This is a genomic window from Streptomyces sp. 135, from assembly GCF_020026305.1.
Lineage (GTDB): Bacteria > Actinomycetota > Actinomycetes > Streptomycetales > Streptomycetaceae > Streptomyces.
The window spans coordinates 6,055,839-6,069,037 of the sequence record NZ_CP075691.1 but is presented as its reverse complement, the minus strand read 5'-3'; the positions used below and the strand labels follow the sequence as shown (position 1 = coordinate 6,069,037).

The 13,199-nt window shown below is 70.6% G+C and carries 11 protein-coding genes and 3 pseudogenes; 5 read left to right on the top strand and 9 right to left on the bottom strand.

The window, feature by feature from the left end; all coding sequences use genetic code 11:
* Positions 1-54: 54 nt before the first annotated feature.
* Both KKZ08_RS27505 and KKZ08_RS27500 read left to right on the top strand, forming a co-directional pair.
* A pseudogene (locus KKZ08_RS27505) lies at positions 55-396 on the top strand (DUF742 domain-containing protein); the annotation flags it as partial.
* On the top strand, positions 377-961 hold the full coding sequence (locus tag KKZ08_RS27500; RefSeq protein WP_030361923.1) for an ATP/GTP-binding protein: 585 nt from the start codon (positions 377-379) through the stop codon (positions 959-961). The pseudogene KKZ08_RS27505 and the gene KKZ08_RS27500, both read left to right, overlap by 20 nt.
* Before the next feature lie 216 nt (positions 962-1,177).
* Here the strand turns inward: KKZ08_RS27500 and KKZ08_RS27495 are convergent, their stop codons facing one another.
* From KKZ08_RS27495 to KKZ08_RS27470, 6 genes and pseudogenes are all read right to left on the bottom strand, one after another.
* A complete protein-coding gene (locus KKZ08_RS27495) occupies positions 1,178-1,369 on the bottom strand; it encodes an acyl-CoA carboxylase subunit epsilon (protein WP_223776987.1) in 192 nt (63 codons plus the stop codon).
* A gap of 21 nt (positions 1,370-1,390) precedes the next feature.
* Positions 1,391-2,983 (bottom strand): acyl-CoA carboxylase subunit beta, encoded by a 1,593-nt coding sequence (locus tag KKZ08_RS27490; RefSeq protein WP_223776986.1) that lies wholly within the window; start codon positions 2,981-2,983, stop codon positions 1,391-1,393.
* Positions 2,984-3,290: 307 nt separating this feature from the next.
* On the bottom strand, positions 3,291-4,136 hold the full coding sequence (locus tag KKZ08_RS27485) for an ABC transporter permease (RefSeq protein ID WP_223776985.1): 846 nt from the start codon (positions 4,134-4,136) through the stop codon (positions 3,291-3,293).
* A gap of 34 nt (positions 4,137-4,170) precedes the next feature.
* The gene (locus tag KKZ08_RS27480; protein ID WP_223776984.1) at positions 4,171-5,142 is read right to left on the bottom strand and encodes an ATP-binding cassette domain-containing protein; all 972 of its coding nucleotides are present in this window, start codon (positions 5,140-5,142) and stop codon (positions 4,171-4,173) included.
* 166 nt (positions 5,143-5,308) lie between these two features.
* Positions 5,309-6,148 carry a DUF4097 family beta strand repeat-containing protein gene (locus KKZ08_RS27475; RefSeq protein ID WP_223776983.1) on the bottom strand — a complete coding sequence of 280 codons (840 nt, stop codon included), beginning with the start codon at positions 6,146-6,148 and terminating at the stop codon, positions 5,309-5,311.
* Between the two features lie 234 nt (positions 6,149-6,382).
* Positions 6,383-6,748 (bottom strand): annotated as a pseudogene (locus tag KKZ08_RS27470) (hypothetical protein); the annotation flags it as partial.
* Between the two features lie 214 nt (positions 6,749-6,962).
* Here KKZ08_RS27470 and KKZ08_RS27465 point away from each other — a divergent pair.
* Both KKZ08_RS27465 and KKZ08_RS27460 read left to right on the top strand, forming a co-directional pair.
* Positions 6,963-7,580 (top strand): YceI family protein, encoded by a 618-nt coding sequence (locus KKZ08_RS27465; protein ID WP_223776982.1) that lies wholly within the window; start codon positions 6,963-6,965, stop codon positions 7,578-7,580.
* A 70-nt stretch (positions 7,581-7,650) separates the two neighbouring features.
* Positions 7,651-8,205 carry a hypothetical protein gene (locus KKZ08_RS27460; RefSeq protein ID WP_223776981.1) on the top strand — a complete coding sequence of 185 codons (555 nt, stop codon included), beginning with the start codon at positions 7,651-7,653 and terminating at the stop codon, positions 8,203-8,205.
* Positions 8,206-8,221: 16 nt separating this feature from the next.
* Here KKZ08_RS27460 and KKZ08_RS27455 read toward each other — a convergent pair whose 3' ends face one another.
* Positions 8,222-9,127: an alpha/beta hydrolase gene (locus KKZ08_RS27455; RefSeq protein ID WP_223776980.1), complete on the bottom strand. Its 906-nt coding sequence runs from the start codon at positions 9,125-9,127 to the stop codon at positions 8,222-8,224.
* A 600-nt stretch (positions 9,128-9,727) separates the two neighbouring features.
* On the opposite strand from KKZ08_RS27455, the gene KKZ08_RS27450 reads away from it, so the two are divergent.
* A complete protein-coding gene (locus KKZ08_RS27450) occupies positions 9,728-10,360 on the top strand; it encodes a hypothetical protein (protein ID WP_223776979.1) in 633 nt (210 codons plus the stop codon).
* Here the strand turns inward: KKZ08_RS27450 and KKZ08_RS27445 are convergent.
* Positions 10,342-11,302: pseudogene (locus KKZ08_RS27445) on the bottom strand (hypothetical protein); the annotation flags it as partial. The gene KKZ08_RS27450 and the pseudogene KKZ08_RS27445 overlap by 19 nt on opposite strands.
* A gap of 49 nt (positions 11,303-11,351) precedes the next feature.
* Positions 11,352-12,956: a citramalate synthase gene (gene cimA, locus KKZ08_RS27440; protein ID WP_223776978.1), complete on the bottom strand. Its 1,605-nt coding sequence runs from the start codon at positions 12,954-12,956 to the stop codon at positions 11,352-11,354.
* Positions 12,957-13,199: the final 243 nt, after the last annotated feature.

The following is a 13,199-nucleotide window of genomic DNA, read 5'->3' as shown; positions in this document are numbered from 1 at the left end:
GAGGCCCGGAGTGAGCCAGCAGCCCCCACCCGCACCGGGCGCCCGCTTCTGGCGCACAACCCACTGGTGCGGCCGTACGCCATGACGGGCGGCCGCACCAGGCCGCGCTACCAGCTCGCCATCGAGGCGCTGGTGCACACCACCGCCGCCCCGCACCAGCTCCAGGGCCAGTTGCCCGAGCATCAGCGGATCTGCAACCTGTGCCGCGAGATCAAGTCAGTCGCTGAGATCTCGGCACTGCTCTCCATTCCCCTGGGCGTCGCCCGGATCCTCGTAGCCGACCTGGCGGAGGCCGGACTTGTCGCCATCCACCAGCCCGGCGGCGACGAGTCCGCCGGCGGCCAGCCAGACGTGACACTGCTCGAAAGGGTGCTCAGTGGACTTCGCAAGCTCTAGCGGCGGAGCAACAGCCCGCTCCACCACCAGCGCGAAAATCGTGGTGGCGGGCGGCTTCGGCGTGGGCAAGACCACGTTCGTCGGGGCGGTCTCTGAGATCAACCCGCTGCGCACCGAGGCCGTCATGACGTCCGCGTCCGCGGGCATCGACGACCTCACCCACACCGGAGACAAGACGACGACCACCGTCGCCATGGACTTCGGCCGCATCACCCTGGACCAGGACCTGATCCTGTACCTCTTCGGTACGCCCGGACAGGACCGCTTCTGGTTCATGTGGGACGACCTGGTCCGTGGCGCCATCGGCGCGGTCGTCCTGGTCGACACGAGGCGGCTCGCCGACTGCTTCCCCGCCGTCGACTACTTCGAGAACTCCGGCCTTCCCTTCGTGATCGCCCTCAACGGCTTCGACGGCCACCAGCCGTACACGCCCGACGAGGTCCGCGAGGCGCTCCAGATCGGCCCGGACACGCCGATCATCACCACCGACGCGCGACACCGCGCGGACGCGAAGAGCGCGCTGATCACACTGGTCGAGCACGCGCTGATGGCGCGGCTCCGTTAGCACGCGCCTTTCTTGCCGGTACGCGGATGAGGGCCCGCACGCTGCGGCGTGCGGGCCCCTGTCAGTTCCGGAGAGGATTGTGGGGGCGAGGCGGGTCAGGCCTTCGGCGGGAGCGCGCCGGGTATCGGCGGGCGCGACAGTTCCCCGTGCCCCTTCGGGGACGCGTAAGGCCCCGCCCTCCCGGAGGAGTGCGGGGCCTTGGTGGTGCGGGGGGTGTCAGCCCTGCCAGCTGTGCGGGGCGCGGAAGCCCGGGGTGCGCTCCAGGCGGCGCCAGCCGGCCTTGTCACGGCCGCGGCGGGCCGGGGCGGCGGGCCGGGCGGCGGCGCGGGCCAGCAGGATCGCGGTGATGGCCGCGACTTCCTCGGGCTCGGCGTGGCCCTTTTCGACACGGATGTCGGGGGGTGTCATGTGCAGCGTTCTCCTTGTGGGCTACTGCGGGGGGTTGCCGTGCTTGCGCGAAGGCAGGTCGGCGTGCTTGTTGGCGAGCATCGCGAGGGAGTTGATGAGCACCTCGCGGGTCTCTGCGGGGTCGATGACGTCGTCCACCAGGCCGCGTTCGGCGGCGTAGTAGGGGTGCATCAGCTCGGCCTTGTACTCCTTGACCATGCGGGCGCGCATGGCCTCGGGGTCCTCGGCGGCGGCGATCTGCCGGCGGAAGATCACGTTGGCCGCGCCCTCGGCGCCCATCACCGCGATCTCGTTCGTCGGCCAGGCGTAGGTCAGGTCGGCGCCGATGGACTGGGAGTCCATGACGATGTAGGCGCCGCCGTAGGCCTTGCGCAGGATGAGCGAGATGCGGGGCACGGTGGCGTTGCAGTACGCGTAGAGCAGTTTGGCGCCGTGGCGGATGATGCCGCCGTGCTCCTGGTCGACGCCGGGCAGGAAGCCCGGCACGTCAAGCAGCGTCACGATCGGGATATTGAAAGCGTCGCACATCTGGACGAAACGTGCGGCCTTTTCCGACGCCTCGATGTCCAGCACACCGGCGAGCGACTGCGGCTGGTTGGCGACGATCCCGACGACCTTGCCGTCCAGGCGGGCCAGCGCGCAGATGATGTTGCGCGCCCACCGCTCGTGGACCTCCAGGTAATCGCCGTCGTCGACGATCTCCTCAATGACCTTGATCATGTCGTACGGGCGGTTGCCGTCCGCCGGGACCAGGTCGAGCAGCACGTCCGAGCGGCGCTCGGCCGGGTCCTCGGACTCGTGCGCCGGGGGGTTCTCCCGGTTGTTCGAGGGGAGCATCGAGATGAGGTAACGGACCTCGGCGAGGCAGGTCTCCTCGTCGTCGTACGCGAAGTGCGCGACGCCCGACGTCCCGGCGTGCACGTCCGCGCCGCCGAGGCCGTTCTGGGTGATCTCCTCACCCGTCACCGCGCGGACCACGTCCGGCCCCGTGATGAACATCTGTGAGGTCTCGCGCACCATGAACACGAAGTCGGTGAGGGCGGGCGAGTACGCCGCGCCGCCCGCGCACGGGCCGAGCATCACGCTGATCTGCGGGATGACACCGGAGGCCTTGGTGTTGCGCTGGAAGATGCCGCCGTAGCCCGCGAGCGCGCTGACGCCCTCCTGGATACGGGCGCCCGCGCCGTCGTTCAACGAGACCAGCGGCGCACCGGCCGCGATGGCCATGTCCATGATCTTGTGGATCTTCGTGGCGTGCGCCTCGCCGAGCGCGCCGCCGAAGATGCGGAAGTCGTGCGCGTAGACGAAGACCGTACGGCCCTCGACCGTGCCCCAGCCGGTGATGACACCGTCGGTGTACGGCTTCTTGGCCTCCAGGCCGAAGCCCGTGGCGCGGTGCCTGCGCAGCTGCTCGACCTCATTGAACGAGCCCGGGTCGAGGAGCAGCTCGATCCGCTCGCGTGCGGTCAGCTTGCCCTTGGCGTGCTGCGCCTCGGTCGCCTTCTCGCTGGGTCCGCGCAGCGCCTCCGCACGGATTTCGTGCAGTTCGGCCACACGCCCACGCGCGTCGGTGGGCTCGCCCCCGGAGGAGGCGGTCTCGTCCAAAACGGTCATGTAGCGACCTTACGGAGCGCCCGCGGGGAAACGGACCGTCGACTCCGTACAGTCTCCGGGCCGTTTTCCTGGCAGCCCCGGACAGAAGCGGGCGGGGTTGCTGAAGAAGTGACTGCTCACAGCCGCAGCCTCTGTGGGGTCTCCACAAAAAGGGGCCCGCGCCATGGCCCGGGAGGCGCCCTGGCCGACTGAGACACGGCTCACAGCGGCGGCCGGTGCACGCCGTTCCCGCACCGTAGCGGCACGGCCCGTGCCGCCGCCCACCGGGTGCGGGCCGAGTTGGCGGGGGCCGACAAGCCGCGGAGTCTCAGCGGGTGGCGTCGCGGTTGAACAGGGACCGCGCCCAGAGGAATCCGCCGACCGTGATCAGTACGCCCCAGCCGACGGCCAGCGGCCCGTAGCGACCGATCTCGTCACCGAGGAGCAGCCCGCGCAGGGTCTCGATGAAGGCGGTGTACGGCTGCCACTCGGCGAAGTGGCGCAGCCAGTCCGGCATCGAGCCGAGCGGCACGAAGGCGCTGCTGAGGAACGGCAGCAGGAAGGAGAAGGGCAGGGCGACGCTGCTGGCCGCCTCGGGGGCCTTGACCAGCTGGCCGAGCGCGACCGCGAGCCAGGTGAGGGCGCAGCACATGAGGGTGAGAAGACCGGCCGCGGCGATCCACTCGACGGGCTCGGCGCCGGAGCGGAAGCCCGCGAGGAAGGCGACGCCGATCACGAGGACGATGCTCAGCAGCGTCTGGATGACGGCGCCGACGGCGCGCCCCGTGAGGATCGATGAGCCGTTGACCGGCATCGTCCGGAAGCGGGTCACGATGCCCTCGGTCATGTCGGTGCAGACACCGACCGTGGTGGGCAGGACGCCCGAACCGACGGCCATCAGCAGGATGCCGGGGACGAGGTACTCGATGTAGTCACCGGACCCCTGGCCGCCCATGCCGGCCGACATCGTGCCGCCGAAGACGTAGTTGAAGAGCAGCAGCATGGCGATGGGCATGCTGACCAGGCTGATCGTCATGGCCGGGTAGCGGCGGGCGTGCTTGAGGTTGCGGCGCAGCATGGTCAGGGAGTTGCGCAGGGCCGACGGGGCGGCGGGGCGCGGGCGGACGACGGCCGCCGGGGCCGCGGTGGACGTGGGGGCGGTGGAGGCGCTCATCGGGTCGTCGCTTTCTCGTTGTCGGGACGGCCGGTCACGTTGTCGGGGCAGCCGGACGCGTCGTCGGGTGGCCGGTCACGGCGAAGAAGACGTCGTCGAGGTCGGGGGTGTCGATCGCGAGGCCCTCGACCTCGGCCTCCGTGGCCTCGACCCAGTCGAGCAGGGCCTTCACGGACTTCACGCTGCCGTCGCCGGGGACCTGGAGGGTGAGTGCCTCGCTGTCGGCGGTGCCGACGCCGAGGGCGCGGGCGGCGCGGTCCAGGCCGGCCGCGTCGGGGAACCGCAGGACGACGTGGCCGCCGGGGACGAGGCGCTTGAGTTCGGCGGGGGTGCCCTCGGCGACGAGCTTGCCGCCGTTCAGCACCGCGATGCGGTCGGCGAGCTGATCGGCTTCTTCCAGGTACTGCGTCGTCAGGAAGACGGTCACGCCGTCGCCGACGAGTTCGCGGACGATCTCCCACATGCCGTGGCGGCTGCGCGGGTCGAGGCCGGTGGTCGGCTCGTCGAGGAAGATGACGCCCGGATCGCCGACCAGGGTCATCGCGATGTCGAGGCGGCGCCGCATGCCGCCCGAGTACGTCGAGGCGGGCCTCTTCGCGGCCTCCACCAGGTCGAACCGCTCGACGAGGCCTGCGGCGAGTCGCCTCGCCTGGCGGCGGCGGTATCCGTAGAGCTCCGCCATCAGGAGCAGGTTCTCCTCGCCGGTCAGCAGGTTGTCGACGGCCGAGAACTGACCGGTGACGCCGATCGACGCGCGGACCGCCCCGGGGTCGCGGGCCAGGTCGTGGCCCGCGACGCGCACGTCGCCGGCGTCCGGGGTGATCAGCGTCGAGAGGATCTGTACGGCGGTCGTCTTGCCGGCGCCGTTCGGGCCGAGCAGGGAGAAGATCGACCCCTTCGGGATGTGCAGGTCGATGCCGTCGAGCACGGTCTTCTCGCCGAAGGACTTGCGCAGGCCGGTGGCGGTGATGGCGGCGGGGGCCGGCGGCTGGTGGGGGACGGTCATTGCTTGGTCCCTTTCGGTTCGGGGGCGCGGGGCCGAGGTTCAAGGGTTCGCGGGGCTTTCGGGCAGCACCATTACCGGACACCAGTTCGATACTGATTCCGTGGCGATGCGCGGGGCGTGTGGAGAGGACAGGCAGGCGGCCCCTCGGCGAAGGGCGCCCGGGCGGTCAGGCCCGGCGGATCGTGATGTCACCCATCCCGGTGCGGGCCCGCACCTTGAGCGTGTCCGCGGGCTCGGCCGGCGGCTCGGCCTCCGCCAGCGCGTTGCGCACGGCTCCCGCGCGGGTCCGCACGTCGAGCCAGGCCGCCGTCCCCTCGCGTACGCCGAACTCGACCTGGCCCGCGGCTGTTTCCAGGACGGCCGTGCCGCTCGCCAACTCGCCCACGCGGATGGCGCCGTTGGCGCTCTTCACCGTCACGTCCGCCGCCGCGCGCTCGACGGTGACGGAGCCGTTCGACACCTTGACCGAGAGCTCGCCCTCGATCTCGCCGAGGTCGACGATCCCGTTGGAGTTCTTGACGGTCACGGCGCCCTTGGCCGCCGCGAGCCGGATCTCGCCGGAGGCCGTGGTGACGTGGGCCGAGCCGTTCGCGCGGCCGACGGAGACCTCGCCGTAACCCGTGGTCAGCCGCAGGGCGCCCGCCTGTTCCAGCTGGATGTCACCGGCGGATGTCTTGACCTCGCAGTCGCCGAGCCTGCCCCTGGCCGAGAAGTGTGCCAGCGCGGCGGTGGCCCGCACCTCGGAGCCGGCCGGCAGCGTGACCTCCACGTCGATCGAGGAGCCCTTGGAGAAGGGGGACAGCTCCTTGGGCCCCTTGACCAGGAGCGTCCCGTTCGCGAACTCGACGCGGGTGCGCTCGGCGGCCCTGACGTCCGCCTCCCTGGTCTCGCTGTTGGGGCGTACGTCGACGACCGTGGAGGCGCCGTCCCCCGCGATGACGCGGAAGGATCCGGCCTCGATGGAGAGGGTGGCGGTGATGGGCTCGGGGGTGTCGAAAGCAGGCATGGCTGTCCCGTCCTGGTGGCTCGACGAGCCCCAGGGGGCTCGGTGTCGGTGTGGGTGAAGCAGCGAAGCGGTGAGGGGCGTGGCGGCGACGGCTCGTGGGGGCCGGTCAGCGCACCCAGCCCGTGAAGCCGCCGCCGAAGCCGCGGGCCTCGCGGCGGTTTGGTCGCCCGGCCCGCCGCCGGGCTGGAGGGCCGCGAGAGGGAGAGCCAGGGCCAGCTTGTCGCGACTTCACGTGGGCAGGCGGAGGTTGATGCGGGCCGTGGCTCCGTCGTCCGGAGCCTCGGGGGCGGGGGGCGTGGGCGGCTTCACCGCCATCAGCGCCGCGTACTCCGCCTCGGCGTCGAACGGCTCCGCCGTCGGCGGGGGCGTCACCACGAACTCGGGGTCGAGACCGCGCAGTCGCACGTCCACCGAGCCCGGCGCGAGATCGCTGGTGATCTCTTCCGCGGCGGCGGACAGGGCGTTCAGGAGGGTGAGCCGCGCGGCCGATTCGAGCGGGGCGGTGAGGCGCTCGGCCAGGGCGCGGGCCTCTTCGCCACCGGCCTCGGCGGCCACCGCGAGCTCCTGCCGGAGCTGGTCGACGTACTGAGTGAGTTTCATGACGCCATAGTGGCACCATTGTGGTGCCATCGCAAGCGTCGGCCGCGCCAGAGTGGCACGGGAGGGCCCACCACTTCCGGGATCCAGCAGCCAACAGACCTACGAAGTTGAACCCAGAAGTTGAATATTGAACCGAATCGCGCTACCTTGAATCTCGTTGAACCTTCAACAAGAACAGCTCCCCAGTAGAGCTCGTCCCCCCAAGGAGCACGCCATGGGTCTCTTCGGCCGCAAGAACGACACCACAGCCACCACCCCGGCCACCGCGCCCGTCGCGATCGACCCGGCGCTCGCCGCGCTGACCGGTGACTACACGATCGACCCCGCCCACTCGACGATCGGCTTCGTCGCCCGGCACGCCATGGTCACGAACGTCAAGGGATCGTTCCGCGACGTCTCCGGCACACTGCACCTGGACGGCGCCGACCCGTCCCGCTCGACGGCTTCCATCGACGTACGGATGGACAGCATCGACACCGGCAACGCCGACCGTGACGGCCACCTGAAGAGCGCGGACTTCTTCAAGGCGGAGGAGTTCCCCGAGATGACCTTCCGCACCACCAAGGCGGAGGCCCTCGGCGGCGACGACTACCGCGTCACCGGCGATCTGACGATCCTCGGCACGACGAAGCCGCTCTCCATCGGCCTGGAGTTCAACGGCTCGGCCACGGACCCGTTCGGCAACGAGCGCGTCGGCTTCGAGGGCAAGGCCGAGATCCTGCGTTCGGAGTGGGGCCTCACCTGGAACGCCGCGCTGGAGACCGGCGGCGTGCTCGTCTCCGACAAGATCAAGCTGAACTTCGACATCTCGGCGATCAAGGCGGCCGCCTGAGCCCGGGGCGCCACGGCGCCCCCGACGGCCGCCCGCACCACGGGCCGCGGCCGCACGCTACGGTTTCGCCGTGCCCGAGTTCATACAGCAACTGCCCGCCCTCATAGGCGTGATCGTCGGCGCCCTCGGGTCGTACATGGCGATCACGCGGGGCGACCGGATCCGCTTCCAGCGGGAACAGGCGGCCCGCTGGGAAGAGCGGCGGCTCGCGATCTACACCGAGTACGCCAGGGTCCTGAAGCAGTCCGTCACGCTGACCTACCGCGTCGCCGCCCACCTCGGCAATGACCCCCACCCCCACCCCCTCTCCCCCGACGAGGCCGAGCCCCACTTCACGGAGGCCGCCGACGCGCGGGACCCGGCGGGCGAGGCGCTGCTCATGCTCGGGGCGCCGGACGTGGTGGACAAGGCGCGGGTGTGGGTGCTCACGGTGATCGAGATGGAGCGGTTCCTGCGGGGCGCCACCCGGGACCCGGACGCCTGGGCCGGGCTGTTGGAGCGGCAGCGCGCCGCGCGGCAGGGGTACTACGCGGCGGTGCGGCGGGATCTGACGCTGCCGCCGGGGCACTCCGGGCAGTGGGCGGTGACGGGGTCCATGACCACTCCCGCCCCGCGGGGCGACTGAGACCGGGCCCGGGACGTCATGCCGCCCGTCGGCCGACGGCGTGGCCCAGGATCGCTTCGGCCAGCGGACCGAGCACCGCCGGGGGCAGTGCGTGCCCCATGCCCGGCACCTCCACCAGCCGGGCGCCCGCTATGACTTGGGCCAGGTGCTGGGGGTGCGGCGGCGGGAAGACCGGCTCGGCGGGAGCCGAGACGACCAGGGCCGGAACCTCGTTCCGGGCCAGCTCGGCGGTGCGCAGCATCCCGGAGTCGTCGGCGCGGCCGTGCGCGGTCGAGACCGCGTACGTACCGGCATGCTCGATGATCCGCCGCTCCAACTCCCTGAAATGGGCGGCGTCGAAGGGGAGCCGCCCGCCGGCCAGCACGCGCCAGTGCTCCACCCGCCGGTCCAACTCGGCCTCGAGGCCGCGGTCCTCGACCGGGCGCGCCCACAGCTCCAGCACCTCCGGCGCGATGCCGGGAAGCTCCGCGACGGGCACGCTCGTACCGTCGGGTCGCACGTACGACGTCTCGCTCAGCGCGCACGTCCCCAACAGGGTGGCGCTCAGTACCCGTTCGGGGTGGTCGGCCAGCACCAGCTGGGTGAGCATGCCGCCCAGCGAGAGGCCGACGAGGTGCGCCCTGTCGACCCCGAGGCCGTCCAGGACGGCCACGATGTCCTGCGCCAAGTCCGTGACGCGGTAGGGGTTCTCGTCGAAGGGGTGGCTCGACCTGCCCGTGTCGCGGTGGTCGTAGCGGATGACGTGGTGGTGCTCGGCGAGCACCTCCACCAGCGGCTCCGGCCAGCCGACCCCGGAGGCCTGCGCCCCCATGACCAGGAGCAGCGCCGGTGCGCCGACCGGCCCACGCCGCTCCGTCCACAGCCGCACTCCTGGCGCGACCTCGACGTACTGCTCCCGCACCCGCTCGTCTCCATGCCTCATGAGTAACCCTCCCGCACGACCGGACCGATCCGACATCGAGACGGAACGTATCGTCTCGATGCAGGACGCGTCAAGGCGCGCCCTCGTTGAGGACAACGGTCAGCGTGCCGCCCTGATCGCATGAGCACACTTCATGGCTGCTTTTGTTCGATCCCGTAGGCCGCTTCCCGGCTGTCTATAGCGCTGTTACGTTGAAGTCGCCTCAAGCCCGATGAGTTCGGCCGAATAGCGAAGAGTGCCCGGCAGGCGGGGCATGGAGTGTGCTGACGTCAGCGACATCAGGGGGCCTTCATGTCTTCAACCCCTCCTCCCTCAGCACCAGCCCCGGGCAGCGAGCCGCCGAGAAGCGGTTCACCTTCGACCGAGTCTTCCTCGGCTTGGGCAAGGCCCTCCGCCGAGCCGGCTCCGGATGCCGCAAACCGGGCCGACACTCGGTCCACTGCGTCCGATGAGGGGGAGGGGGGCGGCGATAACGCCCGGCCGAACACGGTCTGGCAGTGGACCCTGAGGGTATTCGCGGTGATCGGCGCTATTGGTGTCCTCGTCTCGTCGGCCGTGGCGGTTTGAGGGCTTCCGGCGGCCGTGCGGAGCTCGGAGGTCGTGAAGCAGGCCGAGGCTCGTGAAAAGAACAAGGACAAGCAAAATGACGCGAAGGAGGAACGCCTCACGATCGGTCCTGCGATCGACATCCAGGCTGGAGAGCCGAAACTCTATTTCAGCCGCCGATACGCGCTCGCTCAGCGCACCACGAATGCGGAAAGTCTTCCGGACGGCGGATTCCTGTCGCACACATACTGGGCCTGGTTCGCGAAGCAGAAGGGCTTGCGAGTCAATGAAGCCACGGTCCGCGTCACCATCTTTCCCATCCACCGCGGCACGGTGGTGATCCAGAACATGCGGATCACCAATCTCTCCTGCAAACCCACGCGCTACACCGGCACCGCTGTGATTCCCCCCGCTTTCGGAGACAGCGGCGGCGAGGCGCTTCCCACGGCAGTCGCCTTCGACCTCACAGAGCCCAGCCCCAGGCCGTGGAAGAACCAAGGCTGGGACCCTGACGAGGACGCGTACAAGCTCTCTGGAAATGCCTTCGCCAAGGCCATCTACCTTGACGGTGGCGAAGATTTTGACGCCAGAGCGTTCGACCTCTCCTTCTTCACCAAGAACAAGGACTGTGAGTTCGGTGTCGAGGTGAACGTTACGACCCGCCCGCCAGGCGGGGCCTCCCAGTAGGGACGACGCTCCCCCGAGTCCGTGGCGACCGTGCGCACCATCGGGTCCTGCCCGTCCGCCAGGCGTGCCGCGTCGGCCGCGCAGACGGGGACCTCACGGCGGCACGCCAGAAGCGTCCGTCCTCCGGGCCTGGCGCCGTCCTCCAGGGGGGCCGCCGGCCATGTACGACTTGGCCTTCTCGTACGCGTCGAGCGCGCGCTCGTAGTCGGCGCGCATCGCGTCGTCCGCCCCGGGCTCGGCGGGATGGAAGTCGAGCCGGTCCAGTTCCTCGCCGAACGCGGTGATGTCCTCGTCGACGACGACGGACAGTTTGCGCAGCGCCTCGCGCTGCGCCTGCTCGTGGCGCCGCTGCTTGCGCCGGATCACGGCGTACGCGCCCACACCCCCGGCCACGAGGACCACGCCCACCCCGGCGAGGGCGCCCACCGAGACGCCGTCGCCGGCAGGTGCGCCGCTCCAGGACCGCGGCGCCCCGCCCGCCGCCTGCGCGATCGCCTCGTCGACGAATTCGTTGAGCTGCGTGTTCGCGTCCTGGCCGCGCACGAGCGAGACGAGGTTGGTCACGGCGTTGTGCGTCAGCACCGACCGGTCGGCCTTGGCGTCGAAGCCGTCGCCGAGCCGGACCGCGTACACCCCGGTCACGCCCGTCTCGGTGCGCAGCTTCTGGAAGATGTCCTGCCGCGGGAAGTCCTGCGGCAGCACGGCCACGAACACCGGCTTGCCCGCGTCCTCGATCTTCTGGGCGAGGGCGTCGGCCTGGGAATCGGACAGCTGGTCCGACGCCGCGGGATCGACGTACACCGGATCCTTCTGCCAGGCCTCGGCCACCTCCGAGGTGTCGCCCACGGCCGACGCCCCGGGAGCCGCCGTGAAGGACGCGGCGCCCAGGGCGAGCAGCAGCCCGGAGAGCCCCACACTGAACCGCTTCGTCCGATTCCTCATACTTCGAACGTAACCCAGCGGGGCCGCCGACGGAGGTTCGGGGCGGGGGTTACTCGACCGGCTCGACCCCGGCCCGCAGCAGGCCGTACGTGTAGGCGTCCTCCAGCGCGCCCCACGACGCGGCGATGACGTTCTCCGCGACGCCCACGGTCGACCACTCCCCCACGCCGTCGGAGGTGGAGATCAGCACGCGCGTGGTGGACGACGTGCCGTGCTTGCCCTCCAGGATGCGGACCTTGTAGTCCACCAGCTCCAGCTTGGCGAGCTGCGGGTAGATCCGCTCCAGGCCGACCCGCAGCGCCCGGTCGAGGGCGTTGACCGGGCCGTTTCCCTCCGCCGTGGCGACGATGCGCTCGCCCTTGGCCCACAGCTTCACGGTCGCCTCGTTGGCGTGCGTGCCGTCGGGGCGGTCCTCGACGATCGCCCGCCAGGACTCCACGCGGAAGTAGCGGCGGGCCCGCCCCTCGGCCTCCTCCCTCAGCAGCAGCTCGAAGGAGGCGTCGGCGGCCTCGTACGTGTAGCCCTGGAGCTCGCGCTCCTTGACGCGCTCCACGACCCGGCCGACCAGCGCGCGGTCGTCGCCGAGGTCGACACCGAGCTCCTTGCCCTTGAGCTCGATGGAGGCGCGGCCCGCCATGTCGGAGACGAGCATGCGGATGCGGTTGCCGACCAGGTCCGGGTCGATGTGCTGGTACAGGTCCGGGTCGACCTTGATCGCGGAGGCGTGCAGTCCGGCCTTGTGCGCGAAGGCGGAGACACCCACGTACGGCTGATGCGTGGAGGGCGTGAGGTTGACGACCTCGGCGATGGCGTGGGAGACGCGGGTCATCTCGCGCAGCGCGCCCTCGGGCAGGACCTGCTTGCCGTACTTCAGCTCCAGGGCGGCGACGACCGGGAAGAGGTTGGCGTTGCCGACGCGCTCGCCGTAGCCGTTGGCCGTGCACTGCACGTGCGTGGCGCCGGCGTCGACGGCGGCGAGGGTGTTGGCGACCGCGCAGCCGGTGTCGTCCTGGGCGTGGATGCCGAGCCGGGCGCCGGTGTCGGCGGCGACGGTGGCCACGACGGCCTGGACCTGCGCGGGCAGCATGCCGCCGTTGGTGTCGCACAGGACGACGACGTCGGCGCCCGCCTCGGCGGCGGCCCGTACGACGGCCTTCGCGTACTCGGGGTTGGCGCGGTAGCCGTCGAAGAAGTGCTCGCAGTCGACGAAGACACGACGGCCCTGCGAGTGGAGGTAGGAGACGGTGTCCCGCACCATCTCCAGGTTCTCCTCCAAGGTGGTGCGCAGGGCCAGCTCGACGTGCCGGTCGTGGGATTTGGCGACGAGCGTGATGACGGGGGCGCCCGACTCCAGGAGGGCGTTGACCTGCGGGTCATCGGCCGCCTTCGCGCCCGCGCGGCGGGTGGCGCCGAAGGCGACGAGCTGGGCGTGCCGGAAGGTGATCTCCTGCTGGGCCCGCGCGAAGAACTCGGTGTCGCGCGGGTTGGCGCCGGGCCAGCCGCCCTCGATGAAGCCCACGCCGAAGTCGTCCAGATGCCGGGCGATGGTCAGCTTGTCCGCGACGGTCAGGTTGATGCCTTCGCGCTGGGCGCCGTCGCGCAGCGTCGTGTCGAAGACGTGGAAGGAATCGTCGGGGGCGGGGGTTTCCGTCATGCTGATCTGGCTCCTGTGTCGGATCTCGGTCTACCGGAAGGACCGGCTCCACCGCCCCCAATGATCCCGCGCGCTCCGCGTCCGGCTGAAGTTGGGCCGGGAAACGAAAAAACCCCTCGCGGGTGCGAGAGGTCTGCGCGCGGGTCGAGGACGACGGTGTCCGCCCGTACATGGTGGTACGAGACGGTCACTGCGGACCGGCGCGCCTGCTGCCAATAATCATGGCGAACGAGAGCACGGTGG